This is a genomic window from Kitasatospora sp. NRRL B-11411 (assembly GCF_000721345.1).
Classification (GTDB): domain Bacteria; phylum Actinomycetota; class Actinomycetes; order Streptomycetales; family Streptomycetaceae; genus Kitasatospora; species Kitasatospora cineracea.
This window is the reverse complement of the sequence record NZ_JOGH01000139.1, coordinates 1-26,326: the sequence shown is the minus strand read 5'-3', so window position 1 is coordinate 26,326 and position 26,326 is coordinate 1. Positions and strand designations below refer to the sequence as shown.

26 protein-coding genes and 2 pseudogenes are annotated in these 26,326 nt (G+C 72.8%); 15 read left to right on the top strand and 13 right to left on the bottom strand.

Features of this window, described 5'->3' with window-relative positions; translation table 11 throughout:
* Positions 1–4 precede the first annotated feature (4 nt).
* Entirely contained in the window at positions 5–1,234 is a 1,230-nt protein-coding gene (locus tag IH44_RS0135085; RefSeq protein ID WP_051817977.1) for a sugar MFS transporter, read from the top strand.
* 320 nt (positions 1,235–1,554) lie between these two features.
* Here IH44_RS0135085 and IH44_RS0135075 read toward each other — a convergent pair whose 3' ends face one another.
* From IH44_RS0135075 to IH44_RS0135065, 3 genes are read right to left on the bottom strand one after another with little or no spacing between them, the layout of a single operon-like run.
* On the bottom strand, positions 1,555–1,881 hold the full coding sequence (locus IH44_RS0135075; protein WP_232795203.1) for a hypothetical protein: 327 nt from the start codon (positions 1,879–1,881) through the stop codon (positions 1,555–1,557).
* A 17-nt stretch (positions 1,882–1,898) separates the two neighbouring features.
* Positions 1,899–2,279 (bottom strand): PPOX class F420-dependent oxidoreductase, encoded by a 381-nt coding sequence (locus tag IH44_RS0135070; RefSeq protein ID WP_030463873.1) that lies wholly within the window; start codon positions 2,277–2,279, stop codon positions 1,899–1,901.
* 11 nt (positions 2,280–2,290) lie between these two features.
* Positions 2,291–2,848 carry a dihydrofolate reductase family protein gene (locus tag IH44_RS0135065; RefSeq protein WP_030463872.1) on the bottom strand — a complete coding sequence of 186 codons (558 nt, stop codon included), beginning with the start codon at positions 2,846–2,848 and terminating at the stop codon, positions 2,291–2,293.
* A gap of 93 nt (positions 2,849–2,941) precedes the next feature.
* On the opposite strand from IH44_RS0135065, the gene IH44_RS0135060 reads away from it, so the two are divergent.
* Together IH44_RS0135060 and IH44_RS0135055 are read left to right on the top strand one after the other, a co-directional pair.
* On the top strand, positions 2,942–3,394 hold the full coding sequence (locus IH44_RS0135060; RefSeq protein WP_030463871.1) for a helix-turn-helix domain-containing protein: 453 nt from the start codon (positions 2,942–2,944) through the stop codon (positions 3,392–3,394).
* 196 nt (positions 3,395–3,590) lie between these two features.
* Complete coding sequence (locus IH44_RS0135055; protein WP_030463870.1) at positions 3,591–4,523, top strand: glutaminase; 933 nt, start codon at positions 3,591–3,593, stop codon at positions 4,521–4,523.
* Between the two features lie 58 nt (positions 4,524–4,581).
* Here IH44_RS0135055 and IH44_RS0135050 read toward each other — a convergent pair whose 3' ends face one another.
* Entirely contained in the window at positions 4,582–6,417 is a 1,836-nt protein-coding gene (locus IH44_RS0135050) for an alpha-keto acid decarboxylase family protein (RefSeq protein ID WP_030463869.1), read from the bottom strand.
* Positions 6,418–6,921: 504 nt separating this feature from the next.
* Here IH44_RS0135050 and IH44_RS0135045 point away from each other — a divergent pair.
* Complete coding sequence (locus IH44_RS0135045; protein ID WP_035957316.1) at positions 6,922–8,334, top strand: amino acid permease; 1,413 nt, start codon at positions 6,922–6,924, stop codon at positions 8,332–8,334.
* Positions 8,335–8,410: 76 nt separating this feature from the next.
* Here IH44_RS0135045 and IH44_RS0135040 read toward each other — a convergent pair whose 3' ends face one another.
* The 3 genes from IH44_RS0135040 to IH44_RS0135030 all read right to left on the bottom strand — a co-directional run bounded on the left by IH44_RS0135040 (position 8,411) and on the right by IH44_RS0135030 (position 12,040).
* Positions 8,411–9,079 carry a hypothetical protein gene (locus IH44_RS0135040; protein ID WP_030463867.1) on the bottom strand — a complete coding sequence of 223 codons (669 nt, stop codon included), beginning with the start codon at positions 9,077–9,079 and terminating at the stop codon, positions 8,411–8,413.
* A 292-nt stretch (positions 9,080–9,371) separates the two neighbouring features.
* Positions 9,372–10,265: an oxygenase MpaB family protein gene (locus IH44_RS0135035; protein WP_051817974.1), complete on the bottom strand. Its 894-nt coding sequence runs from the start codon at positions 10,263–10,265 to the stop codon at positions 9,372–9,374.
* 278 nt (positions 10,266–10,543) lie between these two features.
* Entirely contained in the window at positions 10,544–12,040 is a 1,497-nt protein-coding gene (locus IH44_RS0135030) for an MFS transporter (RefSeq protein WP_051817972.1), read from the bottom strand.
* 102 nt (positions 12,041–12,142) lie between these two features.
* Here IH44_RS0135030 and IH44_RS0135025 point away from each other — a divergent pair, with 102 nt between their 5' ends.
* From IH44_RS0135025 to IH44_RS49885, 5 genes and pseudogenes are all read left to right on the top strand, one after another.
* Complete coding sequence (locus IH44_RS0135025) at positions 12,143–13,033, top strand: helix-turn-helix transcriptional regulator (RefSeq protein ID WP_030463864.1); 891 nt, start codon at positions 12,143–12,145, stop codon at positions 13,031–13,033.
* Between the two features lie 479 nt (positions 13,034–13,512).
* A complete protein-coding gene (locus IH44_RS43390) occupies positions 13,513–14,595 on the top strand; it encodes a choice-of-anchor A family protein (protein WP_232795202.1) in 1,083 nt (360 codons plus the stop codon).
* A complete protein-coding gene (locus IH44_RS49895; RefSeq protein WP_369795035.1) occupies positions 14,529–14,843 on the top strand; it encodes a collagen binding domain-containing protein in 315 nt (104 codons plus the stop codon). The genes IH44_RS43390 and IH44_RS49895 overlap by 67 nt, the downstream gene beginning before the upstream one ends.
* A pseudogene (locus IH44_RS49890) lies at positions 14,732–15,169 on the top strand (collagen binding domain-containing protein); the annotation flags it as partial. The gene IH44_RS49895 and the pseudogene IH44_RS49890, both read left to right, overlap by 112 nt.
* Positions 15,167–15,445, top strand: a complete 279-nt coding sequence (locus tag IH44_RS49885) for a SpaA isopeptide-forming pilin-related protein (protein WP_369795037.1) — start codon at positions 15,167–15,169, stop codon at positions 15,443–15,445. The pseudogene IH44_RS49890 and the gene IH44_RS49885, both read left to right, overlap by 3 nt.
* A gap of 428 nt (positions 15,446–15,873) precedes the next feature.
* Here IH44_RS49885 and IH44_RS0135005 read toward each other — a convergent pair whose 3' ends face one another.
* Together IH44_RS0135005 and IH44_RS0135000 are read right to left on the bottom strand one after the other, a co-directional pair.
* Positions 15,874–16,620 (bottom strand): class I SAM-dependent methyltransferase, encoded by a 747-nt coding sequence (locus tag IH44_RS0135005; RefSeq protein ID WP_051817968.1) that lies wholly within the window; start codon positions 16,618–16,620, stop codon positions 15,874–15,876.
* A 298-nt stretch (positions 16,621–16,918) separates the two neighbouring features.
* Positions 16,919–17,626: a TetR family transcriptional regulator gene (locus tag IH44_RS0135000; RefSeq protein WP_051817966.1), complete on the bottom strand. Its 708-nt coding sequence runs from the start codon at positions 17,624–17,626 to the stop codon at positions 16,919–16,921.
* Positions 17,627–17,694: 68 nt separating this feature from the next.
* Between IH44_RS0135000 and IH44_RS0134995 the strand changes: the two genes are divergently transcribed.
* The 5 genes from IH44_RS0134995 (at position 17,695) to IH44_RS41895 (ending at position 21,666) form a co-directional block, all read left to right on the top strand.
* On the top strand, positions 17,695–18,585 hold the full coding sequence (locus IH44_RS0134995; RefSeq protein ID WP_030463858.1) for an SDR family NAD(P)-dependent oxidoreductase: 891 nt from the start codon (positions 17,695–17,697) through the stop codon (positions 18,583–18,585).
* 263 nt (positions 18,586–18,848) lie between these two features.
* Positions 18,849–19,076 carry a DUF6480 family protein gene (locus IH44_RS46935; RefSeq protein WP_255358164.1) on the top strand — a complete coding sequence of 76 codons (228 nt, stop codon included), beginning with the start codon at positions 18,849–18,851 and terminating at the stop codon, positions 19,074–19,076.
* A gap of 506 nt (positions 19,077–19,582) precedes the next feature.
* Positions 19,583–20,824, top strand: coding sequence for a benzoate/H(+) symporter BenE family transporter (locus IH44_RS0134985; protein ID WP_030463857.1), 1,242 nt, complete (start codon positions 19,583–19,585; stop codon positions 20,822–20,824).
* Positions 20,825–20,936: 112 nt separating this feature from the next.
* Positions 20,937–21,386, top strand: coding sequence for an NUDIX domain-containing protein (locus IH44_RS0134980; RefSeq protein WP_030463856.1), 450 nt, complete (start codon positions 20,937–20,939; stop codon positions 21,384–21,386).
* Between the two features lie 40 nt (positions 21,387–21,426).
* Complete coding sequence (locus tag IH44_RS41895) at positions 21,427–21,666, top strand: ATP-binding protein (protein WP_304414224.1); 240 nt, start codon at positions 21,427–21,429, stop codon at positions 21,664–21,666.
* Between the two features lie 108 nt (positions 21,667–21,774).
* Here IH44_RS41895 and IH44_RS0134970 read toward each other — a convergent pair whose 3' ends face one another.
* Positions 21,775–22,125, bottom strand: coding sequence for a hypothetical protein (locus IH44_RS0134970; RefSeq protein ID WP_051817964.1), 351 nt, complete (start codon positions 22,123–22,125; stop codon positions 21,775–21,777).
* 186 nt (positions 22,126–22,311) lie between these two features.
* On the opposite strand from IH44_RS0134970, the gene IH44_RS0134965 reads away from it, so the two are divergent.
* Positions 22,312–22,743 (top strand): hypothetical protein, encoded by a 432-nt coding sequence (locus tag IH44_RS0134965; protein ID WP_030463854.1) that lies wholly within the window; start codon positions 22,312–22,314, stop codon positions 22,741–22,743.
* Positions 22,744–23,317: 574 nt separating this feature from the next.
* On the opposite strand, the pseudogene IH44_RS49880 reads toward IH44_RS0134965, so the two are convergent.
* From IH44_RS49880 to IH44_RS0134950, 3 genes and pseudogenes are all read right to left on the bottom strand, one after another.
* Positions 23,318–23,458: pseudogene (locus tag IH44_RS49880) on the bottom strand (hypothetical protein); the annotation flags it as partial.
* On the bottom strand, positions 23,397–23,864 hold the full coding sequence (locus IH44_RS49875; RefSeq protein ID WP_369795036.1) for a hypothetical protein: 468 nt from the start codon (positions 23,862–23,864) through the stop codon (positions 23,397–23,399). The pseudogene IH44_RS49880 and the gene IH44_RS49875, both read right to left, overlap by 62 nt.
* A 328-nt stretch (positions 23,865–24,192) precedes the next feature.
* Positions 24,193–25,554, bottom strand: coding sequence for a hypothetical protein (locus tag IH44_RS0134950; RefSeq protein ID WP_232795200.1), 1,362 nt, complete (start codon positions 25,552–25,554; stop codon positions 24,193–24,195).
* Positions 25,555–26,326 lie beyond the last annotated feature (772 nt).

Here is a 26,326-nt window from a genome sequence, read left to right as displayed (position 1 = left end):
CCCCCTGTCCCTCCCCACCCCACCGGACACGACCCGGCGACCCGACCGGGCCTTCAGCACACCGGCAGTCGTCGCCTCCTGCGCCGGCTTCGTCCTGATCGGCGCACTCCAGTCGCTGTACGGACCCGCCCTCCCGGCACTGCGGTCCGCGTACGGGCTGTCACCCTCGGGCGCCGGACTCGCGCTGAGCGCCCACTTCATCGGAGGCGTCCTCGGCGTCCTCGGCTTCGACCGCGCCTTCGGCCGGATCGGCAACCGGGCCCTGCTCGGCGTCTCCTACGCCCTGATGGCACTCGGCAGCGTCGCCTTCGCGTTCTCCCCCTACTGGCCGCTCGCCCTGCTCGGCGCCCTGGTCACCGGCTTCGGCTTCGGCGGCATCGACTACGGGCTCAACCAGCTCTTCGCCACCGGCTTCGGACGCCGCAGCCCCGCCATGCTCAACATCCTCAACGCCCACTTCGGCATCGGCGCGATCGCCGGTCCGGCCCTGATCGGCCTGCTCGGAGCCGACCGCTACCCGTCCGTCTTCACGGCCTCCGCCGTCCTGGCGGCGCTGCTGCTCCTCCCGCTCGGCGGAGTGCGCGACCGCACGCCCGAACCCGCCGACGAACTGCCCGAGGACGCGGCCGGCGGCCCCACGAGCCTGCGCACCCGCCGGACCGCCACGCTGCTCACCGTGTTCGTCGTGCTCTACGTGCTGCACGTCGGGGTGGAAGCCGGCGTCGGCGGCTGGGAACCGACCCACCTGGAGGCCGTCGGCCACAGCACCACGCTCGCCGCCTCCGCGACCTCCGTCTACTGGCTGATGCTGACCCTGGGCCGCTTCCTGGTCGCACCGCTGACACTGCGCTGGTCGGAACCGGCCGTCATCGCGGTCAGCTGCGCCGGCATGGCGCTCTGCCTCCTGGCGGCCGTCCTGCCCGGCCCGGCACCCTACGCGTACGCCGGCGTGGGCCTCTTCATCGCACCGATCTTCCCCACCGGACTGCCGTGGCTGCGGCGAGCCGTACCCGCCGCCCGGCGGGCCGGCGCCCTGGTGATCGCCGCGTCCATGGTGGGCGGAGCGGCCGCCGGACCCGCCCTGGGCAAGACCATCGAACTCTTCGACGTACGGGCGGTCCCGGCCGTCCTGTTCGTCCTGGCCGCAGCCTGCCTGGCCGCGACCTGCCGGCTGACCCGAGCGACCCGGTCCCCCCTGGAACCGGCCCGCGACCCCGGCACGCCACTCACCTGACACCCGCTCCGCCCTCGGCGCACCACGACGGCCCTGCCCGACGGAAACGCCCCACCGACGGCCCCGCCGCACACCGCCACCACCACGTCGGAGCCGCACTCGTCAGCGCGCCATGGACCGGTCCACCTCCTTGACCCGCCTGCGCAGTTCCTCTTCCCAGTCCCGTTGCTTCTCACCGGCGGGCCGGTCGGCGCCGAAGACGGCCGACGGGCTCGGGGCACCATTGCGGTCGCAGATCGGGTGGACCCTCGGCCCCGTCCTGCCGCGCCGCATCACCCCTCGCCTGCCGGGCCTGAGCCGCCGCCCGTCGCCGGCCGGTCCTATCCGGGCAGGCGGTCACCGGGGAAGCCGAAGCACGGAAGGACGTCGCAGGTCATCATTCCGGCCCGGACGCAGGGGTCCGCGGCCATGATCTCTTCGGCCTCACCGGTCGGCACGGTCATGATCGCCAGTCCCGCGACGGTGTCCGACGCGACCGGGCACAGGACGGCGATCACGCCGTCGGCGCGCAGGGACACCATGCGTCGCTGGTGCTCGAGCTCGATCGCCCCGGCCCCCTCCTGGTGGCGCGCCGGGCCCCAGCGGAGTTCCGCCAGGCTGAAGGGCCGTGCGGTCGCGGCCAGTTCCCGGATCTGTTCGTCGCTCACGTGCGAGGTCACCCGCATCACATCCCCGTCTTCTGGTGGTCGACCTCGATCAGGCCCACGATCCGCTCCTGGTCCCGGTTGTAGGGCGCGCCGATGTACTTGCCGGCGATCTCGTCGACCACCTTCCACCCCTCCTCGCCGTCCAGCCACTTGACGACCCGTCCGCGGAGCACGACGGGCAGGAACGGGTTGTCGGGCGGGGTGAGCGAGATCGCCACCCTGGGGTCGCGGCGCAGGTTGCGCGCCTTGCGGGAGGCCGGTCCGGTCAGGAACGCGACCTGGTCGCCGACGGTCCCGATCCACAGCGGGACCGAGTGCGGGGACCCGTCGGGCAGGATCGTCGCCAGGTGGGCGATCGGGGTTCCGTCCAGGAGGGCACGCACGTTGTCACTCAGCACGGTGGAGCTCCTCAGCGGTCGATCCGGTAGTGGAGGTGGACGACGCCGGCGCCGGGGACGGTGTCGACCAGGGTGAGCCGGACGTGCTCGGGGAGGCGTCCGAAGAGCGGACGGCCGGCGCCGAGGAGGACCGGCACCTGGTGCAGGACCACCTCGTCGACCAGGCCCGCCCCGATGGCCGCGGTCAGGGTGGCGCCGCCCTGGATCGCCACGTCCCGGTCGCCCGCCAGGGCCCGGGCCCGCCCGATCGCGTCCTGGAGCGAGGCGGCGAAGACCTGGCGCGGGGAGCCGGCGTGCTCGGCGGGCTGCGGGCGGTGGCTGAGCACGACCATCGGGGCGGTCGGATGGGGGCTGCCGCCGCCGAAGCCCTCGGAATCGTCGTACGTGGTGCGTCCGGTGACGACCGCGCCCACGCGGTCGAGGAGCTGGTCGTAGACGGCGGCGTTGCGCGGGTCGCCGTACCAGTCGAAGAGCGTCCCGCCGTCACCCAGACCCGAGCCGGGTCGGGGGTTGTCGCCCGTGATGCGGCCGTCGACCGAGACGGCCAGGGCTGCGAACACCTTGCTCATGGCACTTCCCTTGGAGTTCCTTGAAGAGACCCTGATGGAGCGATCGTAGCATCCCGAGTTCCTTGAGGGAACCCCAAGTGGTAGGGTGGCGCCATGCAGCGCACACAATTCGGTGGGATGGCGTGCTCGATCGCCCGCACGCTGGACGTGATCGGCGAACCCTGGTCGCCGCTGATCCTGCGCGACGTCTGGGCCGGCATGAACCGCTTCGACCAGATCCAGGCCGACCTCGGCGTCTCCCGCAAGGTGCTCACCGAACGGCTCAACCACCTGGTCGAGCAGGGCGTGCTCGACCGTCGGCCGTACGACGCGCGCCCCCGCTTCGAGTACCACCTCACCGAGAAGGGCACCGACCTCGTGGAGATGCTCATGGTCATGGCGCGCTGGGGCGACCGGTGGCTCGCCGGCGAGGCCGGCCCCCCCGTCCTCTACCGCCACCACGCCTGCGGCCGGATCGCCACCGTGGACCCGCGCTGCAGCCACTGCGGCGAGCCCATGCACGCCGACGACGTCGACCTCCTCCCGGGGCCCGGTTCGGCCCGATGACGGACACCCGCACGGCGACCGGCCCGTGCGGGACCACCGGCCGCCACTCGTTCCCCCACCTCCCGCGCACCGCCGGAACCCCCGCGCACCGCCGGAACCCCCGCGCACCGCCGGAACCCCGCGCCCGACAGCAGTCCGCCGCCCGGCAGCGTCGTGTCGCCGGCTGCCCCGGCTCCCGCGGGCCTCGTTGAGGACAATGGGTGCCGTGACATCGACGATGGACTACCAGCAGGTTCTGGACCGCATTGCCGAGGAGATCGCGCGAACGCCCGGCCGGGGGCGGTCCGCCGACTACATCCCGGCGCTCGCCGCCCGCGACCCGCGCGCCTTCGGCATGGCCGTCGCCGAGCTGGACGGCGCCGTCCACGGGGTGGGCGAGTGGCGCGAGCCGTTCTCCGCGCAGTCCATCACCAAGGTCTTCACCCTGGCCCTGGACCTGGCCCACGAGGGCGACGAACTGTGGGAGCACGTGGGCCGCGAACCCTCCGGCAACCCGTTCAACTCCCTCGTCCAACTCGAGTACGAGAACGGCATCCCGCGCAACCCGTTCATCAACGCCGGCGCCCTGGTCGTCACCGACCGCCTCCACACCCGCACCGGTGACGCGGCGGGCGAACTCCTGCGGTTGCTGCGGGCCGAGAGCGGGAACCAGGACCTCGATTTCGACCCGGCGGTCGCCGCCTCGGAGACCGCACACGGCGACCGCAACGCCGCCCTCGGTCACTTCATGGCCTCCTACGGCAACATCGACAACCCCGTCCCGCTCCTGCTCGACCAGTACTTCCGCCAGTGCTCGGTCACGGCCTCCTGCGCCGACCTCGCACTGGCGGCCACCCTCCTGGCCCGGCACGGCGTACGCGCCGACGGCACCCGGCTGCTGACCCGCAGCCAGGCCAAGCAGGTCAACGCCGTCATGCTGACCTGCGGAACCTACGACGCCGCCGGCGACTTCGCCTACCGCGTCGGCCTGCCCGGCAAGAGCGGGGTGGGCGGCGGCATCATCGCCGTCGTGCCCGGCCGCTGCGCCCTGTGCGTGTGGAGCCCCGGCCTGGACGAACGGGGCAACTCCGTCGCCGGAGTGGCGGCGCTGGACCTCTTCACCACCCTCACGGGGCTGTCGGTGTTCTGAGACCGGCCCCCACTCCGTACCCCGTACTCCGTCGGCGGCCTCATGCCGGCGGGGGCGGTCAGGGGCAGTTCTCGTCGATCTTGTACTGGAGGGCCCTGGGGTAGTCGTGCCGGCTGAGCCGGACGCGGGCCAGGACCGGGGCGTGGTTGAGGTCGTTGCCGGGGTCGGCGAGATCGGCGAGCAGGGAGTCGAGCTCGGCGTGGGTGGTGAGTTCGAAGCCGTGCATCGGGTCCTTCTCGGAGCCGAAGACCTCCGCCAGCTTCTCGTAGCGCCACGGGTGCAGCACGTTGTAGAAGTCGGCCCCGTCGGACGGCCTGCCCTTGTAGTAGCAGGGGCTGACCAGCATCTGCTCGATGCCGTAGAAGCCCTCGTTGTCGAGGACGAAGACCACCGGCCGCAGGTGGTGGCGGACGTGGGTGGACAGTTCCTGGCAGATCTCCTGGAACGAGCCGTCGCCGACGAAGACCAGCGGGCGCTTCAGCGGCTGCTGCCGGCCGAGCGCCGCGCCGGTGGCCGCGCCGACGGAGTAGCCGATGGACAGCCAGCTGTTCTGCGCCAGGTAGCCGGCCCGTTCGGTGATCCGCAGGTTCATCGAGCCGAGCAGGGCGAACGCCGCGTCGGAGACCACCGTGAAGGGCGAGGGGGCCTGCGGGTCGCCGCCGGTGGCCTGGTGCTCCAGGAAGTGGTTGATCCGTTCGAAGAAGCCGTCGTAGGTCAGCTCGGTGCCGTCCGGGTGCTCGGAGCTCAGCGAGTCCAGGAACTCGGCGGTGGTGGCCGGGACGTCCAGGCCCGCCTCGCGGGCCAGTGCGAAGTGGTCGGAGGGGAACGTCAGGCCCGCCAGCGCGGCCTGCAACGCCGGGACGAAGTGGCCGAGTTGGACGTCCGGGAAGTACATGGCGCCGACGCTGACGCCGCCGCGGGCCGCCACGATCCAGTCGTCGCCGATGGACTGCTCGCCGTTGAGGTTCTTGGACGTGGACCACGTCCCCAGGCCGATCCGGCAGCCCGCGTTCTTGAAGGTCCTGCGGATCTCCGGCAGGCTCGCCTTGCCGTTGTAGACGCCGGCGAACCGCGGGTGCCGTTCGGACACCACGGACTTGGCGCCGACCGTGGTGCAGAACTGCATCTCGGTGGCCTCGACGAACTCCAGCAGTTCCCGCTCCAGCCGGTGGTGCACGAGCTCCTCGCCCGCCCAGACGATCGGCGTGCCGAGCCTGGTGATCAGCTCCGCCGCCGCCGCGACGGCCTTGTCCAGGATGTCCTGGTTCCGCGCGGTGAACGGCCGCTCGTGGGCCCGGAGCCGGCCCTGCGGGGCGTCGCAGGGCGCATGCCAGAGGTCCTCCATCACCTCCAGGTAGACCGGCTTGCGCTCGGTCAGGCAGGCGGTGATCGCGCTGTCGATCTGCGAGGGCGCCAGCCCCGGGTTGGAGAGCACCTGCGCGTCCACCGTGACCTGCCGGTAGACCTCCAGGTTGCTCTCCCGCCGGGGGCTCATGTGGGTGGTGAGCAGGCCCACCGCCTGGAAGTTGAGCCACTGCTCGTAGGACGGCGCCCCGTTGATCGCGATCAGCGGGACGTCCTCGACGTACGCGCCGCCGACCGCGTTGAGCAGGTTGAACGCGCCCACGCTGTACGTCACCGCCACCGCGGCGACGCCCTGTTCGGGCTGGTCGGCGTCGGCGTCGGCGAGCCGCACCCGGGCGTAGGCGTCGGCGGCGTAGCCGGCCCCCAGCTCGGTGGGGGTGCCGACCCAGCGCACCGCCGTGGTCTCCTGCATGATCGTCAGGAACGGGCCGAGCAGGTCGCCCGGCACGCCGAAGACGTAGCGGATGCCCAACTGTTCGAGCCTGGTCGCCAGGTAGCGGCCGACCGTCCATTCGTCAGCACTGTTCATCGGTGTACTGCCTCCTCGTGGTTCTGCCGGCGGAGCTTGACGTCCGGGACGCCGCGGAAGCCCTTGCGCTCCGGGTCCTCCCGGTGGAAGCCCTTTCCGGGTGCGCGCGTCCGGCCGTGCGGCGGGGCGGACGGAGGTCGTGGCCGCGTTCGGGCTCCTCGGATGCCGGGCGGAGCCGATCGCACGGGGTCGCCGACCCGGCACCCAACGTAACCGCCTCGTCTCGCCCGCGGCCAACCGGCTTCGGCCTTCCGAACCCTTCCGGCGAGCCGATCGTGTGCCGTCGAACGGATTCCGGGTGACCCGGGCGCCGGCAGTGCGCTCCGCGCGGCGCGAGGTTCCTCCGGCTCCCGCAGCCGTCCGGGAGCCCGCGAAGGCTCAAATGGTCCTCAATTTTTAGAGGATAATTTGCGTTAGGGGTTACGAATCCAAGGTATTGAGTATGAGCTTCCATGCATTGCGCGCAACCACCCTCGCGCCGCGCAGAGAGGCAGCAGAAGACGGATGACCACCCACACCCCCCTCTCCCCACCGGAAGACCCCACCGGGACGCCGGGCCCCGACCATCTCAAGGCCGGGCTGAAGAACCGCCACCTGTCCATGATCGCGATTGGCGGCGTGATCGGCGCCGGCCTGTTCGTCGGCTCCGGCGCCGGCATCGCCGCGACCGGCCCGGGCATCCTGCTCTCCTACACGCTGGCCGGTGCGCTGGTGGTGCTGGTGATGCGGATGCTCGGCGAGATGGCCGCGGCCGACCCTCAGTCCGGCTCGTTCTCGGCGTACGCCGACCGCGCGCTCGGCCGGTGGGCCGGCTTCACGATCGGCTGGCTGTACTGGTTCTTCTGGGTCGTCGTGCTCGCCGTCGAGGCGACCGCGGGCGCGAAGATCCTGCACAGCTGGATGCCCGGCGTCCCGCAGTGGGGCTTCGCGCTGATCGTGATGGCGGCGCTGACCGCGACCAACCTGTCCTCGGTCTCCTCGTACGGCGAGTTCGAGTTCTGGTTCGCCGGCATCAAGGTGGTGGCGATCGGCGCCTTCCTCGTGGTCGGCGCGCTCGCGGTGTTCGGCGTGCTGCCGGGGACCCGCGCGGTCGGCGCGGACAACCTGCTGCACCACGGCGGCTTCCTGCCGCACGGCGTCGGCGCGGTCTTCACCGGCATGCTCACCGTGGTCTTCGCCTTCATGGGCAGCGAGATCGTCACCCTGGCGGCCTGCGAGTCGCCCGACCCCGCCCGCGCGGTGGCCAAGGCCACCAACAGCGTGATCTGGCGGATCGGCGTCTTCTACCTGGGCTCCATCCTGATCGTCGTCACCCTGCTGCCCTGGGACTCCGCGGACGTCTCCTCCAGCCCCTACGTCGCCGTGCTCAAGCACGTCGGACTGCCCGGCGCCGCGCCGCTGATGGACTTCATCGTGCTCACCGCGGTGCTGTCGTGCCTCAACTCCGGGATGTACACGGCCTCCCGGATGGCCTTCTCGCTGGGCAGGCGCGGCGACGCGCCCAAGGCGTTCGCCCGGGTCACCGGCCGCGGCGTGCCGCGGACCGCGATCCTCGCGTCGGTGGTCTTCGGCTTCGTCGCGGTGTTCTTCAACTACACCTCCCCGAAGACGGTGTTCGGCTTCCTGCTGAACTCCTCCGGGGCGGTGGCGCTCTTCGTCTGGCTGGTGATCTGCGTCTCGCAGCTGCGGATGCGCCGGATCCTGGAGCGCGAGTCGCCAGAGAAGCTGACCGTGCGGATGTGGCTGTACCCGTACCTGACCTGGGTCACCATCGGCCTGGTCGTCTTCGTCCTCGGCTACATGTTCACCACCGCCGACGGCCGCCGGCAGATGGTCCTCTCGCTCGTCGCGGCCGCCGTGGTGCTGGTCGCCGCGCAGATCGTCGGCCTCCGCCGCCGGGCCGCCGCCCGCGACTGACCCGGGCGCCGCACCCGCGGCACCCGTGCCGGCACCCGCCGACGAGCGGGTGCCGGCGCGCGCCCGGCCCGGAACCTCAGCCTTCCCGTTCGCGCCGCCGCCCCGCACCGGTCCGCGGGGCCCGGCGGCGCCGCGGCCCCCGGGGTCGGGACGAGCGGGCCGAGAAGACCGTGGGCGCCTGCCGCGCCACGCCCTGACCGATCGCCAGCGCGAGGGAGAGCACCTCCGCGCCCGCCGCGACCGCGGCGATCCGGAACTGCCGGGCGCCGGTGGACGGCGTACCCACCAGCACCGGAACCTTCCCCCGCGGGTCCACGGTGACGGTGACGACCTGACCCACTCTCAGCCCGTCCGCGTCCACCCCGCCGCCGGGGACCGGCCGGCCCGAGAGATCGGCCAGCAGGGCCCGGCGGGTCGGCGCCTCCGTCCCCCCGTCGACCGAGTACACGGAGGTCACCCTCGCCCGTTCCACCGTGCCGCGGGCGTGGAGCGCCCGCTGGTTCAGGCCGGAGCAGGTCAGGTAGGCGACCGCCATCGCGGCGACGGGCACCGCGACCACCGCCACGACGCCCCACCCCCGGGGAACCTCCATGTCCGGCACCAGCCCCACCAGGAGGCAGAACACCAGGAAGAGGAGCAGCGGGAACCCGAGCAGCGCCACGAACGCGTTCTGCGTGACGTACATCAGAACGCCGGTGCCGACCTCGACGCCCGGGAACACCACCGAACAGAGCACCAGGAGCACGACCCCGAGGCCGACCCGCCGACCCCGCCGTGCTGTACGACCCGCCATGGCCCACCCCCCCGATCGCCTACACCCAGTCAACAACCCACGACTGACATCCGCGGCGGTGACCACCCCGGCGCCCGTCGCGCCGGACGTCCCGGAGGGCGACCTCGGCGCACGGCTGTCCGCCCTGCTGCACGCCGTTCCCAAGGACGCCGCCCCGGCCGACACCGGCGCGTCCCGGTGCTTCCACCTCCACCGTCCACCCGACGGCGCCCGAGCGAAGAACCCGGGCCGGCCTCGCGCCGCCTCAGACCTGTTCGCGGGGCACGGGCATCGCCCAGCGGATCGCCCGCACCACTGCCAGGCCGGGCGGACGGACCGCCGCGGCGCTGAGGGGATCGGAGGGCAGGCCCAGCAGGGCGCGGTGCTCCGGGGCCGGCAGGCCCGTAGCGGCCGCGGCCAGCGCGCCGTAGGCGGGACGCGCGAACAGGGGGAGGGGCGGGTGGAACAGCAGGAAGCGGACGGCGGCCCGGGCCTCGGCCGTCCTGGCCAACTCCGGCCGGTAGGAGCGCAGGACGGCGGCGAGGGCCGCGCGGTCGCGGGGCGGGTCCGGCACACCGAGGGCGGCGGCCACCTCGGCGGTGTCCGCCACGTAGGCGTCGCAGCCCGCGGCGTCCAACGGCCGGGCGCCGTAGAGCTGGTGGGCCCGCAGGAAGCTGTCGGTCTCCGCCGCGTGCACCCAGGCCAGCAGGTGCGGGTCGTCGGCACGGTACCGGCGACCGCTCGCCGTGGTGCCGCGGATCCGGGCGTGCACGGCGCGGACCCGGTCCACCGCGGCCCGGGCGTCCTCGGCGGTGCCGAAGGTGGTGACGGCGAGGAAGGTGCTGGTGCGCTGGAGCCGGCCCCACGGGTCGCTGCGGTAGCCGGAGTGCGCGGCGACCGCCGCCATGGCGGACGGGTGCAGCGACTGGACCAGCAGCGCGGCCAGCCCGCCGACGAACATCGAGGCGTCACCGTGCACCGTGCGGATCGGCCGGTCCGGAGCGAACCAGCGCGCCCCCGGAGTCCCGTGGATGCGCTGCCGCACCGCCGGCCCGTCCGGCCCGGCCACCCTCGCGAACAGCGCCGCCCCCAGCCGCTCCCGCAGCCCCGGCCGCTCCCACACCCCGCCCGACGACACCCCGCCGCGCTCCACGTCCATGCCCTCCACGGTAGGCGCCGACCCGGACGGCACCAAGCCCCCCCACCTGCCCCGTCCAGGGCAGGTGGGGGTTCGGGCCCCGGCGTGGCATCCACCCCCCCCGCCGGACCTCGCCCTCCCGGCGGCCGACTGCGGAACGGTTCCACCGGCCCGACCGGTCGGCAGGCCGGCCACCCCGGTCAGCAGGCCGGCCACCGCGGTCGGCGGACGGCCCCTGCCCGGGCGGGGGAGAGCACCCGTCGGGAACCGACCACACCCTCCGCCCAGCCCGCGCCCGCCTACGCCCCGTCCCCGTCCCCGTTCCCGTTCCCGTTCGCCTCCCCGGCCCGGGCGATCCGGGCCGCCAGGAAGGCGAACGCCAGGGCCAGCACGGCCTGCACGGTCACGGCGACGGCGAAACCGCGGGACAGCCCGCCACCGGCACCGCCACCCGCACCGCCGCCGTCCGCCGCCGCGGTGGCCACGGCGTGGAAGAGCCCGCCCAGGAGCGCCACGCCCAGGCCGAGGCCGAGTTGCTGCAGCGTGGTGAAGAGCCCGCCGGCGACGCCCGCCGCCCAGGTCGGGGTGCGCGACAGGACCGTGCGCAGGACCGGGCCGTACATCAGGGCCTGGGTGACGCCGAGCAGCACCAGCAGCGGCTGCAGGGCTACCGGGGCCCCGTCGCGGGTGCCGTCCGCGGTGAGGGCGAGACCCAGCAGCACGGCCGCCTGCCCGACGGCCGCGCCCGTCATCGTCCAGCGCCCGGTGCGGCGTTCCACGGCCGGCAGGACGAGGGCGGTGACGACGAACGCCGCTCCGAAGCCGAGCAGCAGCAGGACGGTGCCCCAGGCGTCCACGCCGAACGCGCCCTGGGCGAGCGCCGAGAACTCGTACAGGAAGGCCCCGTAGCCGGTGAAGAACAGCAGCGTCATCACCAGGCCCCGGCGCACGGCCGGGGTGCGCAGCACGCTCGGCGGCACGACGGGCAGTTCGCCGCGGCGCTCGGCGGCGCGCTGCGAGCGGGCGAAGACGGCGAGCACCGCGGCGCCCGCGGCCAGCATCACGGACACCGGGGCCGGGCCGCCCGCGGAGGTGCCGAGGGTCAGCGGCACCACGACGAGGAGCAGGCCGGTGCCGAGCAGCGCCGCCCCGCGCAGGTCGAGCGCCAACGGGGCCGTCGAACGCGACTCGGGCACGGTGCGCAGGGCGACCAGCGCCGCCGCGCCCAGCACCCCGGTCAGCACCTGGACCAGCCGCCACCCCCAGTGCTCGCCGACCGCCTGCGCCACCGCACCCGCCAGGAGCTGGCCGGTGACGGTGGCGACGCCGCTGACGGCGGCGAACAGCGTGACGCCCAGCGCCCGCAGCCGCCCGGGCGCCGTGGCCTGGATGGTGGACAGCACCTGCGGGGTGAACAGCCCGGCGGCGGCACCCAACACGGCGCGCAGCACCACCAGGACGGCCAGGTTCGGCGCGAGCGCGGCCAGCACCGAGGCCGCGCCGAACGCGCCGACCCCGGCCGCGAGCAGCCGGCGCCGCCCGAACCGGTCGCCCAGGCGCCCCGCGACGACGAGGGTCGCGGCGAACGCGGTGGTGTACGCGGACAGCACGAGCTGCCCGCCCGACACGCCCACCCCGAGGTCCGCGGTGATCGCGGGTTCGAGCAGGTTGACCGACCCGAACGTCATGTTCACGGGCAGGTAGGCGAGCAGCAGGACGGCGAGGCCGCCGCCGGTGAGGGCGCGCGCCGGGCGCGGCACCGCGGAACGGGTCAGGGGAACGGTCTGTGCGGTCATGACCACGACCCTGCGCCCCGCGTGATCCTGGTACCAGGAGCCTGCCGATACGGGTACCGGCACCACCTGGATCCACCCGCCGCGAGCCGCGACACTGGTGCGGTGACCTCCTCGACGCCCGACCGCAGCGCCCTCGGCGCCTTCCTGCGCGCCCGCCGCGCCCGCCTCGCCCCCGGCGACGTGGGCCTGCCCGCGGCCGGCCGCCGCCGCACACCCGGCCTGCGGCGCGAGGAGGTCGCGCAGCTCGCCGGCGTCGGGGTCACCTGGTACACCTGGCTCGAACAGGGCCGGGCCAAGAACGCGTCCGACCAGGTCTTGGACGCGGTCGCGCGGGTCCTGCGCCTGGACGCCGCCGAGCACCGGCACCTGATGGTGCTCGCGGGCCGCGGCACGGCCGCCGAACCGGGACCGCCGGTGGACCTGCGCCCCGAGCACACCGCCCTGCTGGCCAAACTGCTGCCGTACCCGGCCGCCGTGCAGACCGACTGCTACGACCTGGTCGCGGCCAACCGCACCTACCGCTACCTGTTCGCCGACCTGGACGCGTACCCGGTCGAGGAACGCAACTGCGCCTGGCTGATGTTCACCGAACCGAGCTGGCGCAACAGCCTGCTCGACGAGGACACCGTCCTGCGCGAGATCACCGCGAAGCTCCGCACCCGCCAGCCCGAACACCGCGACGACCCCCGCTGGAACGCCCTGCTCACCCGGCTGCGCCAGGAGTCGCCGGACTTCGTGCGGCACTGGGAGTCGTACGAGGTCGTGGGCGACCGCACCCAGCTGCGCCGCTACCAGTCCCCGCGCGTCGGCACCCTCGACGTCCAGTTCCAGAGCCTGTGGCTGGACCGGGCCCGGGACGCCCGGATCGTCGTCATGACCCCCGCCGACACCGCCACCGCCCAGCGCCTGGAACGCCTCGACTCCCTGGTCGGCGCCGCTCCGGCCTGGACCTCCCGCGACGACTCCGCCGACAACGCGGCCACCGGCGCCTGACCCCACCGCCCCGGGCCCCGCCCCTGCCCTCGGCCTCGGCTCGGTCGGCTCCGAGCGACACCCCGGCGTCACCGGCATCACCGATTCCGGTTGCGGGCCGCACCGGTCGATCATCCGTCCGGCGGCCACCCGTTCGGCCACCCGTTCGGCCACCCGTTCGGCCGCACCGTTCGGCCGTCGGAGGGCCGGAGGCGGGGCCGTCCGAGGGGATGTCAGCGCGTCGCGGGTTCGTGGACAACGGGTCGTGACGAGACTCGGGCGTCTCGTTCCCACTCGCCGAGAGGACCCCGGTGGCAGCAGATCAGGATGTGTCGCCCGTACGGAGAAGACGATGGCTGGGCCGGGTGCTGAGCGCCGGCCTCGCCGCGACGCTCGTACCGTTCGGACTGGCCGGTGTCGGCCCGGGGGCCTGGGCCGCCGGGCTCCCCGGTGGTCTCGGGCCGTGCCTGGGGGCGGACTGCCCGGCGACGTTCCCGCCGGTGAACAACGGGCCCTTCGCGGGCCGCGACGCCAACATCAACGTGTTCGTCGGCGGCGACTTCAACGTCTCCGGATCGGCGGCGGAAGCCGAGGGCCGGGTGGTGACACTCGGCAACTTCTCGCAGAACAAGGCAGCGGGCGTCAGCGCCGTCTACAACGTCGGTATCGCGGGCGTCGGTTCGCGCGTCCCGCCGCCGGACGGCTCGGACTTCCTCACCACCGGCGGCAACGTCACCGTCGCCCAGGGCCAGCGGCTGATCGCGGAAGGCGGCGTCGTCCGGCACGCGGGCACGGTCAGCGGCACCGTCGAGGGCACCGTCGTCCAGGACGCGCAGGCCGTCGCCGCCTACACCCCGTTGCGCAGCCAACTGCAGGCGGCCAGCGAGTGCTACGCCGGCATCGGGACGCCACGGCCCGCCACCGGGACCGCGGTCAACCAGAGCTTCCAGACGCTGTTCACCGGTGACGGAACGTCAGCGCTCCAGGTCTTCAACGTGGACTTCGACCTCACCACGAGCGGCGGCGCCCAACAGGGCATCGTGTTCCAGAACATCCCCGCCAACGCGACCGTGCTGGTCAACCTGACCGGTGCGGCCCGCACCGTCAGCACCTTCAGCGGCGGCATCGACGACACCGACCCGCTCAACCAGCTGCGCGAGCGCCTGCTGTGGAACGTCCCGACCGCCGGCTCCGTCACCTTCACCGGCACCGGCCAGTTCCAGGGCAGCATCCTGGTGGGCAACCCGGCCAGCACGACCACCGTCAACATGCCCGGCCTGAACGGCCGTTTCTTCAGCACCGGAACCCTGGACCACACCTCCGGCGGCTCGGGCGGCACCGGCACGGAGATCCACGCCTACCCGTTCAACGGCGACCTCCCCACGTGCGGCACGCCCACCCCCACCGCGTCGACCTCGGTCACCAAGGTCGACTCCGACACCGGAATCCGGACACGGTGGTCGGTTCGCCGTGCACCACGCCGGTCAGCGGGCAGTGCTCTGCTGCGGGTCTGCCGTTGGGTACGTACTACTGGCAGGAGACCGCGGCCCCGCCCGGCTACGACCTGCCCGGGCAGAACGTGAGCACGGTCGTGCTCGGCACCGACGGTCAGAACGTCCCGGTGACCGTCCAGGACACCCGGACGCCGACCGGAACGGGCTCCACCACCGTCACCAAGGTGGACTCGGAGAGAATCCGGACACGGTGGTCGGTTCGCCGTGCACCACGCCGGTCAGCGGGCAGTGCTCTGCTGCGGGTCTGCCGTTGGGTACGTACTACTGGCAGGAGACGGCGGCCCCGCCCGGCTACGACCTGCCCGCCCAGCGGGTGACCACGGTCGTGCTCGGCACGGATGGCCAGAACGTCCCGGTGACCGTGCGAGACAGCCGGACGCCGGACGCTACCGGATCCACCGGCGTGACCAAGCTGGACGCGGGAACCGGCCGACCGCTGGCCGGTGCGGTGTTCCAGCTGTGGCGGGAGAGCAACGGCGTCCCGGGCCTGCAGACCACGGGAGCGGACGCGGACACCGCGGTCGGCCCGCCGTGCACCACCCCCGCCACCGGTGTCTGCCGGGCGACCGGCCTGCCGCTCGGCACCTACTACTGGCAGGAGGTGTCGGCGCCGGACGGCTTCGACCTGCCCGCCGAACCGGTGACCACGGTCGTCATCGCCGCCGCCGGGCAGAACGTGCCGGTCGTGGTGAAGGACGCCCGGACGCCGGAGAAGGGGTCGGGTACGACGAAGGTGACCAAGGTCGACGCCGAGACCGGCGAGCCGCTGGCCGGTGCGGTGTTCCAGCTGTGGCGCGAGACCAACGGCCACCCCGGTCTCCAGGCGCTCGGCGCCAACGCCGACACCAAGGTCGGCGAGCCCTGCACCACCGGCGACGACGGCGTCTGCGCGGCGCAGGACCTCCCGCTCGGCACCTAACTGGCAGGAGGTGTCGGCGCCGGACGGCTACGCCCTGCCGGCCGACCCGGTGACCGAGGTCGTACTCACCAAGGATCGCCCGTGCGTCGAGGTCGCGGTGAAGGACACCCGCCTGTGTCCGCCGAAGCCCTGCCCGCCGAAGCCCTGCCCGCCCAAGCCCTGTCCGCCGAAGGGCGACCACGGTCCGAACAAGCCGTGGGACCGACCCCGTGAGAGCTGACGGGTAGTCACTCCGCGTGCAGTCGAGGTGCCCTGGCCCGCCGTAGCAGGCCAGGGCACTCCTCTGTCGCGGGAAGCAGGTGCCGGGCGGGGCCGACCCGGTCCGTCGGGTGGGCGAACCGGCTGCTCGGCACCGCTCTTGCCGGCGGGTACAGGTGCGCGTGCGCGTGCGCGTCCGGGTCCAGCCGCACCCCGTGGCCCGTGGCCCGCTACGCCGACGTCCTGCCGCAGGGACGGCGGGCCGCCGACAGCTCCGGATGCGGGGAGGGGGCGAGCTCCAGCCCCGCCTGCGCGACCTCCGCCGCCAGCGCCGTGGGCTCCACCGGCCACATCGAGAACTCCTCCCTGGCGCTGCGCACCGTCCGGCCCTCCCGCTCGACCCGGTAGTCGAAGACCATCCGCAGCACGCCGCGGTCGGGCACCCGGCTGACGTCCGCCCGGTAGCTCTCGGTGCCCAGCCGTACCGGGCCGAGAGCCGTCAAGTCCTCCGCAGTGGAAGGGAGTTCGGTCGGCGGCGGATCGAACAACAGCAGCCCTCCGGGCACCAGCGCCCCGGCTGCCGCCCGCCACAGCGCGCGTCGCGCGGCCGGTTCCACGCAGCCGACCACGTTGGCCGCCACCGCCAGGTCGGCGACCTCGACCAGCCCGGCCTCCTCGGCCCGGCCCGGGTGGACCGTCAGCCGGGCCCGCCGGTCCGCGCCCAGCGCCGCCGCCCGGGACATCAGCACCGTCCGCATCGCCGGGGCGGGTTCGACGGCGTGCACCGGCACGCCCGAGGACTCCAGCAGCACCCCGGTGACGAGCCCGGTGCCCGCGCCGAAGTCGACGATCCCCCGCCGGGCCCGGCCGGCCGCGGCGGCGAACCACCGCCGGGCCCGCCGCCGGTCGCCCTCCGCCTGCAGCAGGTCGTAGAACTCGGCGCTGACGGCGTAGCCGCTCTCCTGCGGTGCGCTCATGCCGGCCGCCGCCCTGCCGTGTCGGGCCGGGGCAGTGCCCGGTGCCCTTGGCCCGCTGCGCTGGTAGGCGATGCTCCGGGTGTCCCGGTCGAACGGGCGGCCGTCCGCGTTCCGTCCAGCCGGGCCATCCGCAGGAATCTCAGCACGGCCGCCGTATAACCCGGATCGCCCGGCTCCAATCCTCCCCGGCCCCGTACAGGAGTTGACCTTGACCCAGGGTCAAGGCCTCGTAGAGGTCGAGAAGGACCTGACGGCCCGGGAGAACGGCCGGACCTGACCGGCCGCCGAGTCGTCGGGGTCAGGCCCGGGCGCCCGGCTGTTCCGCGGGCGCGGAGGCCCCGGCCGCCGTGCCCACCGTGCCCACCGTGCCGGCCAGGAACGCGGTGAGGACGCGGCGCAGGCGGGGTTCGACCTCGACGACGGCGTGCGCGAGGCGGGGGTCACCGGTGTAGAGCTCCCGGAGGCGGGGGCCGGGGCTGGCGATCTGCCACAGGGCGCCGGCCATGCCGGTGGCGGTGGCGACGGTGTCGAGGACCTGCGCCTCGTCCAGACCGAGCAAGCGGTTCAACTCCTCGCCGATCAGGGCGACTTCGTGCAGGGTGAGGAGCTTGAAGCCGCGCACCGCCTCCAGCGAGACGTTGCGCTCCAGGTTGAGCGGGGCCTGCGCGAGCAGGTCGCAGAACACCGGGCGGGCCGCCAGTGTCGCGGCGACGGCCCCGGCGACCTCGGCGGGGGTGGCGGCGGCCCGCGCCGCCAGGTCGGCGCGCAGCGTCGCGGACCACTCCCGCCAGCCCTCGGCGGTGAGTTCGAGGAAGATCTGCTCCCTGGTCTCGAAGTAGCGCAGCAGCGCGGACTTGTGCATGCCGACCTCGGCGGCGATGTCGGTCAGGGAGACGTCGCGGATGCCGCGGTCCCGGCCGAGGGCCCGGGCCGCGTCCAGGATCGCGGCCTCCCGCGCCTGCTTGGCTTCGGTGCTGCGGGCCCGTCGGAAGGCTGGCTGGCTCATGGACCCATCATAGGGAGGCATAAGAGAACGGTGTTGCGTTATTAAGAGAACGGTGTTGTACTAATGGCATGAGCGAAGACGCGCACACCACCCAGCAGGTCTGGTTCGTCACCGGTTCGTCCCGCGGCCTCGGCCGCGCCCTGGTCACCGCCGCCCTCGACGCGGGCGACCTCGTCGTGGCCACCGCCCGCCGCCCCGAAGCCCTCCGCGCCGAACTGGCCGAGCACGGCGACCGGGTCCTCGTCCTGCCCCTGGACGTCACCAGCCCCGACCAGGCGCGCGCGGCCGTCGACGCCGCGCTCGCCCGCTTCGGGCGCATCGACGTCCTGGTGAATAACGCCGGGTACGCCAACGTGTCGCCCGTGGAGAGCGCCGACGACGAGGACTTCCGCGCCCAGTTCGAGACCAACTTCTGGGGCGTCTACCACGTCACCAAGGCCGCGCTGCCCGCGCTGCGCCGCCAGGGGTCGGGCACCGTCGTCCAGTTCTCCTCGGTCGGCGGCCGGGTCGGCGGCTCACCGGGCATCGCCTCGTACCAGGCGGCCAAGTTCGCCGTCGACGGCTTCACCCGGTCGCTGGCGGCGGAGACCGCGCCGTTCGGCATCCGGTTCACGGTCGTCGAGCCGAGCGGCTTCGCCACCGACTGGGCGGGCGACTCGATGACCGTCCACCCCGTTCCCGAGCCCTACGAGCAGACCGTGGGCGCGATGAACCGCCGGGTCCGCCAGGGCACCTCCGGCGCCGCCGGAGACCCGGCGCGGGCCGCCGAGATCCTCGTGCGCACCGTGCGCCGCGGCGACGCCCCGAGCCACCTGCTGCTCGGGGCCGACGCGGTGACCATGGCGCTCGACTACTCCCGCCGCCAACTGGAGGAGGCCGGCGCCTGGGAGAAGGTGAGCCGCTCCGCCGACTTCACCGAGCCCTACCCCGTCGAACTCCCGCCCCCGCCGTCGTCCTGACCGCCCGCCCTTCCACCGGTGCCGAGGCCGGCAGCGCGCACCGGCCCGCCGGGACGGGCCGGCCCGGCAGCCCCCGCCGACGACCACCAGCGCGAGGGACGCGCCTTCCGCGTCGCTTCTCCACCCACTTCCGCCTTCCGGCCGAGCCGAGGCGAGCGGGGTGGGGCGGGGCGAGCCGATTTCGCGTCCGGGCGCTGCCGGGTGGACCGTGGAGGTGGAAGCGAACCGCGTGCCGCGGCACTCGGAACCACCGGGAGGATGCCATGTCCGTCAGCCACCCCGTCCCCGCTCCGACTACGACTCCGGCTCCGGCGGAAGGCCATTCCGTGCCGACCGAAACCCCCGAGTGCGAAGCCTCGACCACCCACGGCATCTCCACGCCCGAGGCGGTGGAACTGCACACGGCCTGGCCCGGCTGGATCCCCCTGCTGGCCATCATGGTCATGGTCGTGTGCTGCATCGGCTTCGCCGTCGGACGGATCTTCGCCTGAGCCCGCTGTCCCCGAGCGGACGGTGACAGCTCCCGCGCAGGGGAGACGTGCGGTGCTCAGCCCTTGAAGGCGTCCTTGACGGTGCCCTTGAGCTTGTCGCCGGTGTTGTGGAGCTTGTCGCCCGTGCTCATCGCATCGCGTCCTCCTCGAACCGTCCGCGCCACTGGTGCCCTTCGTGCTGACAGGGCCTCGCCCACCCGTACTCGCGTGAACCGGAGAGATTCCCCGGAACATTCGCCGGGGCCAAGGGCACACGGCGGTCCGGCACGGACCACGCGGAGGCTGCCGCGGTTCCCCTTCTTCTCGTCCTGCTGCCGGCCCTGCCGCTGCTCGGCGCCGGTCTCGCGCTCAAGGCCCGCTCGTCGTGACGGCCGGGAGCGCCTGCAGACCGTCAAGCGGCCGTCGGACCGTCCGGTGCGATCGGGTCGCCGAGGCGTCGACGCCCGTGGAGGTGGAGGCGGCCCGCCCCCGGCAGGGGAGTGCCGGGGTGACGGGATACTGCTGCCATGTCAGATCATCGGACCGCCGCTCGGGTCGGGCCCGCCCCGACCGAGTCCCCCGCCCCGCCGCCGGACCGGCCCTCGCTGCGGCGGGACGTCTCGCTGCCCGCCCTGCTGGCCGGCCTCGTATGCATCGCCGTCTCCTTCTCCGGCCCGCTGGTCGTCGTGCTCGCCGCGGCCGCCGCCGGACACCTGGACCAGGCACACACCGCCTCCTGGATCTGGGCGGTGTCGATCGGCAGCGGACTGACCTGCCTGCTGCTGAGCTGGTGGACCCGCACCCCCGTGATCACCGCCTGGTCGACCCCCGGCGCGGCGCTGCTGATCGGCAGCCTCGGCGCGTACCCCTACCCGGAGGCGGTCGGGGCGTTCCTGCTCAGCTCGGTCGCCGTCGCGCTGTTCGGCGCCACCGGCCTGTTCGGACGGCTGATCAGGGCGATCCCGACCGGCATCGTCAACGCCATGCTGGCCGGCATCCTGTTCGCCTTCGGCGCGGGCATCTTCGCCGAACTGCAGGCCGCTCCCGCCCTGGTGCTGGGCAGCTTCACCGTCTTCCTGCTGGCCAAACGCCTGCTGCCGCGCTACGCCGTCCCGCTGGCCCTGCTCGCCGGCGCCCTGCTGGCCGCGGCCACCGTCGGACTCCCGCTGCACCTCGGCTCCGGCGGTCCCACCCATCCCGTCTGGACCACCCCCGCGTTCTCCTGGCCCGCCGCCGTCGGCCTGGCGCTGCCGCTCACCATCGTCGCGCTGGCCTCGCAGAACGCCCCCGGCCTCGGCATCATGCGGGCCTCCGGCTACGAGCCCGACGACCGGCTGCTGGTCGGCGTCACCGGCGGCCTGTCGGTGCTGCTCGCCCCGTTCGGCTCGCCCGGCGTCAACCTGGCGGCGATCACCGCCGCGATCTGCACCAGCCCCGAGAGCCACCCCGACCCCCGCCGACGGTACGTGGCCGGCATGTCCGCAGGCGTGCTCTACCTGCTGGTCGGCAGTTTCGGCGGTGTCCTGGTCAGCCTGTTCACCGGTCTGCCGCACGCCCTGATCGCGGTGATCGCCGGCGTCGCCCTGCTGGCCTCCTTCCAGGGCAGCCTGGCCGCCGCGGTCGCGGAGGAGCGGGGCCGCGACGGCGCGGTGGTCACCTTCCTGGCCACCGCCTCCGGCATGACCCTGTTCGGCATCGGCGCCCCGTTCTGGGGCCTCCTGCTGGGCCTGACCACCCACGCCGTCCTGACCTACCGCCGCCGGGACTGACCTCCGCAGCCACCGGGGCTGACCTCCGCACCGCGATCGGTGGCGCGCGGCCGTTCGGCAGCCGACCCCGACGCCTTCGGCCGCCACCGGTGTCACCGTCCCCTCCGCGCCGGTGGGCGACCCCGTCACCCTCGTCGTCGGGGTGCACCTCGTCCTGACCGACCCCGTTGGCCGCGTATTGCTCGGCCGACGCCTCAACACCAGCTACGTCGAAGGGATGTGGCACACTCCGGCCGGCCACCTGGAGCCCGGGGAGTCAGTCACCGCCGCCATGGCGCGCGAGGCCATCGAGGAGCTCGTCATCGCCATCGCCGAAGACGCCCTCGAACTCCTCCACGCCCTGCACCACTTGGACGCCGCCGACGGCCGCAGCCGCGTCCAGCTGTTCTTCGGTGCCTCGCACCACGACGGCGCGATCCGCAATGCCGAGCCGCACAAGTGCGCCGAACTCGCCTGGTGGCCGAACGACGCCCTTCCCGTCGACACCGTCCCGTGCACCGCGCACGCCCTCAGCGGGATTGCCCTCGGCAAGCGGCTCTCCGTCGTCGGTTGTCCGGCATGAGCACGCGCCCCGGGCCGGGCCGGCCAGGAGGAACCCCCCGTTGCCGCAGCCCGCGCACTGCACCCGGGAGAAGCGGGGCCGCGAGCTCGTCCGCCCCGACGTGCTCATCCTCGACGACTTCGCGATGCGCCAGCTCTCCGCCGCCCGGGCCGACGACCTCTACGAGCTGGTCAGCGAGCGGCAGGGTCGGTCCCTGATCATCGCCGGCAACCGGGCCCCAGCGACTGGTATCCGCTCTTCCTCAACTCCGTCGTTGCCGAGTCCCCCCTCGACCGGCTGATCAACACCAGCCACCAGGTCATCATGAACGGCCCCGGCTACCGGCCCAACAATCGGCCCAGGAACCCTTCCGAGAAGGGGAGTTGGCCACTGCCACCCTGCTTCGAGATCAGGCGCTCGGCAAGTAGGCATCCTGGGACTGCGGATCCCACAGGACCAATCGGTACTCCCCGGCCAGCTCCTCGATCACCTTGATCGCGGCGTCGCTCTTGGAGGAGGAGCTCAGGTTCATGATCACGTGGTCGATGCCGACCGCCAACGGCATCGACATCCAGGGCGAGTCCGCCGGACGGGGCGAGTAGTCGGGGAACTGAGAGCGCAGCCGCTCATAGAACCCGACTACCCGCTCATCCAGTTCACCCTCGTCATGATGCAGGGAGTTGCACCGCTCGAACATCGCACGCGCTGCCGCGGCATCAGCCGAAGCGTCCATCGCAAGAACCGCCAGGTCGAAGCCCATGGCATCATCCTCCCAGCTCGGCCGACCTCATCCCAGGCCACCATCGTCGGACTCGGCAGCCCCCTCCGCCGGCAGCTGGGGAATGGCACTGGCGAAGATCTTGTGACCGAAGCAGGACTGCTTGCAGTAGCTGTCGCAGCCTCGGGATCAGTGGTCGGGTCCTGTTGCGCCGGTAGGTTGGGCGCTATGGCACTGACGCACATAGTTCTCACCTCCGGCCGCTCGATCGAACTCTCGGACGTGCGACTGTCTTCGACGTATGGCGGGATGTTGGAGGGATACCCCTTCCGACGCTGGAACGACCTCAAGCTGGAGGGCCTGCTCAGGAGTATCGAGAAGGACCGTCCCTCAGCGCCAGTGCACCTGGTCGCGCCAGTCCGGGAACTGCCAGACCTTCCTGCTGGTGGCTTCGGTCCCGTTGAACTGCTGCCTGCCGTGACGTGCGTTGGATCGTTCACCTCTCAGCCGATCGATCGGGAACGAGATTCGGCGCTGTACCACTCCGCATTGACCGTCGTGTGGTTCCAGGCGACTCCCGACATCCCGTCGGGCGAGGACGCCGATCACGGTCTCCGCGGCATCTGCTGGGACGACGCCGCGCGAGACTTCGAGCGCTAAGGAGGTCGGCTATCCAGCACGTGCGGGCGGACCGGCGCCCTTGACGATCTTGTGCTCCGGAGTATCCGTTTGCGGAGCAGGTCAAGGTTGGCGCGGCCGTAGCCCTCTCGTTTGAGGAGCTTGATGCGCGTGACGTGGCCTTCGACCTGTCCCGAGCTCCAGGAACTGGACAGGCCGGCGACGACGACGGTCGGTGTAGGTGAGGCTTGTACTCGTCGAGGATGGACTGCCGGTTGGTCGCCTTGGCCAGCAGCTCGTCGATGCCAGCGGCGCGGGCGAATCGGCGCACGGTGGAATAGTCCAGTCGCAGTTTCCGGCCGATCGCCGTCAGGGACTTGCCCTCAGCCAGTCGTTCCTGCACCGCCGCGTAGCGTTCCTTGGTGCGGGCGACCAGTCGCCGCGGGCGGCCGAGGCAGTCGCGCATGTCGTCTGGAGGGTCGAAGGGCTGCGTCGCGTCGCCTGCCGTGCGGGGCTCGGCGGCCGGACCTGCGGCGGACGCGGAGCGGATGCAGCCGTGGTGCGACCCGACTGTCTTCTCCACAGCCTCGGCGACGTTCCGCCACAGGTGCCACCCGTCAGCGACCTGGATGGCCTGCGGGGCGCCGGCCCTGGCGCCTTCGGCGTATGCCCCGGCACGGTCCCGGCAGATGATCTCAACCTCGGAATGCCCGGCCAGCCAGGCGGCCAGCGGTTCGGCCTCCCTCCCCGGCAGCACGTCGACCGGCCGGCGGGCCTCCAGGTCTACCAGGACGGTGGCGTACGTGTTCTCCCTTACGCAGCGCGAAGTCGTCGACGCCCAGCACCCGTACCGGGGCCTGGGGAGGATCGGGCGCGGCGCGAAGCAACTGCAGCAGGGTGTCCTTCGCGGCACGCATGCCCAGCATCGCGGCCAGGCGGGCGCCGGGCCGACCGGCGAGCGTGCACGCGATGGACAGCAGGATCGATCGCAGCAGCGGGGTCTTGCGGGCGTGCGGCGCGGTGAGTCCCTCGACCTGCTCGGCGGACGTCACTGCGGTGCAGGCACCGTTCAGGCAGCGGAAACGGCGTACCAGCAGCTCGACCACCACGGCCCTGCCACCGATCGCCGCATCCGCCAGCCGCCGGACGTACCGCCCGTGCACCCGCACCGACGGCCTGGAGCAGTGCGGGCATATCGCCTTGGCCGCCCGCGCGTGGGCGTGCAGGACGATCTGGGCCGTCGACTGTTGGGCGAACTCGACTACGACACCGGCTAAATGAGGAAGAGAAGAAACGCCTCAAGGTCCCGCGAATCACATGCCTGACATCGTGTCAGGCCACACCGACGCCATGGGCCCAATCACAAGATCTTCGCCAGAGTCGAATCACGTGATCGTCCACACCTGGCCGATGCACATCCGGAAACCGTTGGGAACGCTGCTTCCTCAGCGGAGCGTCGTCCTGTATCGCGAGATCGCGCTCGGGTAACTCCTACTGGTAGTTCCACTCCTCGCTCGGCAGCGAGTGCCAGAGGTCGAGCCAGTTGTGCAGCAAGAAGAGTGGTCGGGTCAAGTTGATGTCGCCCGCGCGTTGGGAGCGGATCGCAAGGCCGAGGTCGGGGAAGACCGGGTCGGCGGCGACGCTGTACATCAGAGGGCCGCGCAGTGGCCGGTGAATGAGCCATTCCTCCACCTGGGACGGTACGCAGCCGGTCAGCGGAACACCGTCCAGCCGTACCTGGGGACCGGTGAGGGCGTTCACGGCCACGCACTCCAGGCGGTTCATCCGGAAGAGCGCCCTGACTCCAGCGGTGCGGAAGTCGGCGTAGTTGAGCCTGCGCTCGTAAGTGTCGGGAGCGTAGTAGCCCGAAACGGTCCCCTCTTCGCCGAGGGCGGCGGTGATCTCCTCCAGGGTCATGCCGAAGTGCAGCGGCCCCACCCCGATGTGCGGCGTGAACCTCCACTCGTCGCGCTCCTCGCTTCGGGCGATCCGCCACGGGCCCCGATGCTCCGGCGCGCTTCCCCGGACGGCTGTTGGCGCATCGGGTGCCGGCTCGTGCGGGGCCGTTCGTTCCGGTGCCGCCCGGTCCGGGTGCCATCGGCCCGGGGGTTCCGAGGCGGCGGTGTCCTCCGGTTGCTCGGCCAGCCATCGGATCGCCTGCCCCTGGCCCTCGTCGAACGGGTTGTTCGCCAGCTCGTGCGCCCGGTCCACAGCCGCGCGGTGTTCCTCTTCCGCGGTGATGAGGCCTGCGATGTCTTCGCCCCAGGTCTCCAACCGCTCCCGCGCGATCCACCGGTAGTACGAGTCCGCGCTCCGGGCCAGCACATCGCGGACGGCGGGTGCGTAGCGGGGGATCGACGCGGCGAGGGCGGGATCTGCCAGCAGAAGGGCGGTGGCCGCGGTAGCAGCCTCCCTCACCTGCGGATCGTCGTCCTCGCAGAAGGCCGCGACGCGGGTGCGGAGCGTCGGCCGCACAGCGCGAGCGGCGGCAAGATCCTGCGGCGCGCCGGCACCGTCCTCCGGGTCCAGGCGAGCGACATCGGCGAACGAGGCCAACCAGTTCAGCAGTTCCGCGCGCAGCGGTCGCGTGCCGGCTCTCCGCTCCCACTGTCCACTGGTGAGCATGCGCGGATCGTCGAGGAGGGCGGAGACGAACAGAGCCGCCGGGGCGGTCGACGGAAACACCCGCTCCTGGTTGAGGAGCAGCCGGTACAGGTCCCAGACCGCTCGCGCCCGGCGGGTGTGATCGTCGTCGAGTAGGCCCATGAGGATGTCCGGTGTGTCGGGCACGTTGTGCAGGCCGGTACAGAAGTGCGGCAACTCACTCCACGCGGTGCCGGTGAGCTCGGCCAAGGCAGGAGACGGCACGGGCGCTGCGAGAGCGCTTGAAGGACTGGCGGCTGTTCTGTCGATCACGGCCGCAGTGTTCCAGCCGGCCCCGACACCTGTGAGGTGTCAACGCGGACGGGAGATGCCCCCTACGTAGGAGCTGTTAGGGAAACGATCTCCAGCGGATCGGGAGTGCCGCCCAGGTCGGGCAGCGCCCGGGTGCGGTTCTGCTCCCTGATGCCCTCCGGGCCGTGGCGCGGGGCGCGGCCGTCGAGGAGAGTGCACCCAGGACCGGCAGGGCCACCTCCCGCAAACCGTCCCCGCCTTCGGCTTCGAGCGCGTCCGCCGGGTCGAGCGCGGGCGACCGAGTGACGGTGCGGGCCAGCTGGTCGACGGCCAACTCCAGGCGCTGCTGCGCGGTCGCCGACCGGCGCGCGGCCGCGCAGCGGACCCCACCGGCCGGCCGGTAGCGGTCGTCGGCCCGGTAGGTGACGGCGCCGAATATCCCGACCGGCCCGACCTGTGGGCAGCGCTTGTCCACAGTGGCACCTATGCCTTCTCCTTCGGATCCTGCCCCCGGCGGGCCCAGCGGGCCCCTGGCGGTCGGCCGTCTGCCGGGGGCGACTACGCTCCGTGCGTGATCACACCGTCCAACCCGCACCTCGCCCAACTCCTCGACAGCTTCGGCGGGCAGGAACCCGACCCGATGGACCTGTTCATCGCGCTGTTCGACGGCGGCCTGTACGTGCCGATCGCCGCGCCCGGCGAGGTGATCACCGGCCGCGACCCGGAGGGC

Excerpts from the sequence above, each read along its gene's own strand:
- IH44_RS0134985 (WP_030463857.1), top strand. The coding sequence starts at position 19,583 with ATGTCAGATCATCGGACCGCCGCTCGGGTCGGGCCCGCCCCGACCGAG.
- IH44_RS0134970 (WP_051817964.1), bottom strand. The coding sequence starts at position 22,125 with ATGGGCTTCGACCTGGCGGTTCTTGCGATGGACGCTTCGGCTGATGCC.
- IH44_RS0134995 (WP_030463858.1), top strand. The coding sequence starts at position 17,695 with ATGAGCGAAGACGCGCACACCACCCAGCAGGTCTGGTTCGTCACCGGT.
- IH44_RS0135030 (WP_051817972.1), bottom strand. The coding sequence starts at position 12,040 with ATGACCGCACAGACCGTTCCCCTGACCCGTTCCGCGGTGCCGCGCCCG.
- IH44_RS0135050 (WP_030463869.1), bottom strand. The coding sequence starts at position 6,417 with ATGAACAGTGCTGACGAATGGACGGTCGGCCGCTACCTGGCGACCAGG.
- IH44_RS0135060 (WP_030463871.1), top strand. The coding sequence starts at position 2,942 with ATGCAGCGCACACAATTCGGTGGGATGGCGTGCTCGATCGCCCGCACG.
- IH44_RS0135055 (WP_030463870.1), top strand. The coding sequence starts at position 3,591 with ATGGGTGCCGTGACATCGACGATGGACTACCAGCAGGTTCTGGACCGC.
- IH44_RS0135045 (WP_035957316.1), top strand. The coding sequence starts at position 6,922 with ATGACCACCCACACCCCCCTCTCCCCACCGGAAGACCCCACCGGGACG.
- IH44_RS0135035 (WP_051817974.1), bottom strand. The coding sequence starts at position 10,265 with ATGGACGTGGAGCGCGGCGGGGTGTCGTCGGGCGGGGTGTGGGAGCGG.
- IH44_RS46935 (WP_255358164.1), top strand. The coding sequence starts at position 18,849 with ATGTCCGTCAGCCACCCCGTCCCCGCTCCGACTACGACTCCGGCTCCG.
- IH44_RS0135005 (WP_051817968.1), bottom strand. The coding sequence starts at position 16,620 with ATGAGCGCACCGCAGGAGAGCGGCTACGCCGTCAGCGCCGAGTTCTAC.
- IH44_RS0134965 (WP_030463854.1), top strand. The coding sequence starts at position 22,312 with ATGGCACTGACGCACATAGTTCTCACCTCCGGCCGCTCGATCGAACTC.
- IH44_RS0135000 (WP_051817966.1), bottom strand. The coding sequence starts at position 17,626 with ATGAGCCAGCCAGCCTTCCGACGGGCCCGCAGCACCGAAGCCAAGCAG.
- IH44_RS0135065 (WP_030463872.1), bottom strand. The coding sequence starts at position 2,848 with ATGAGCAAGGTGTTCGCAGCCCTGGCCGTCTCGGTCGACGGCCGCATC.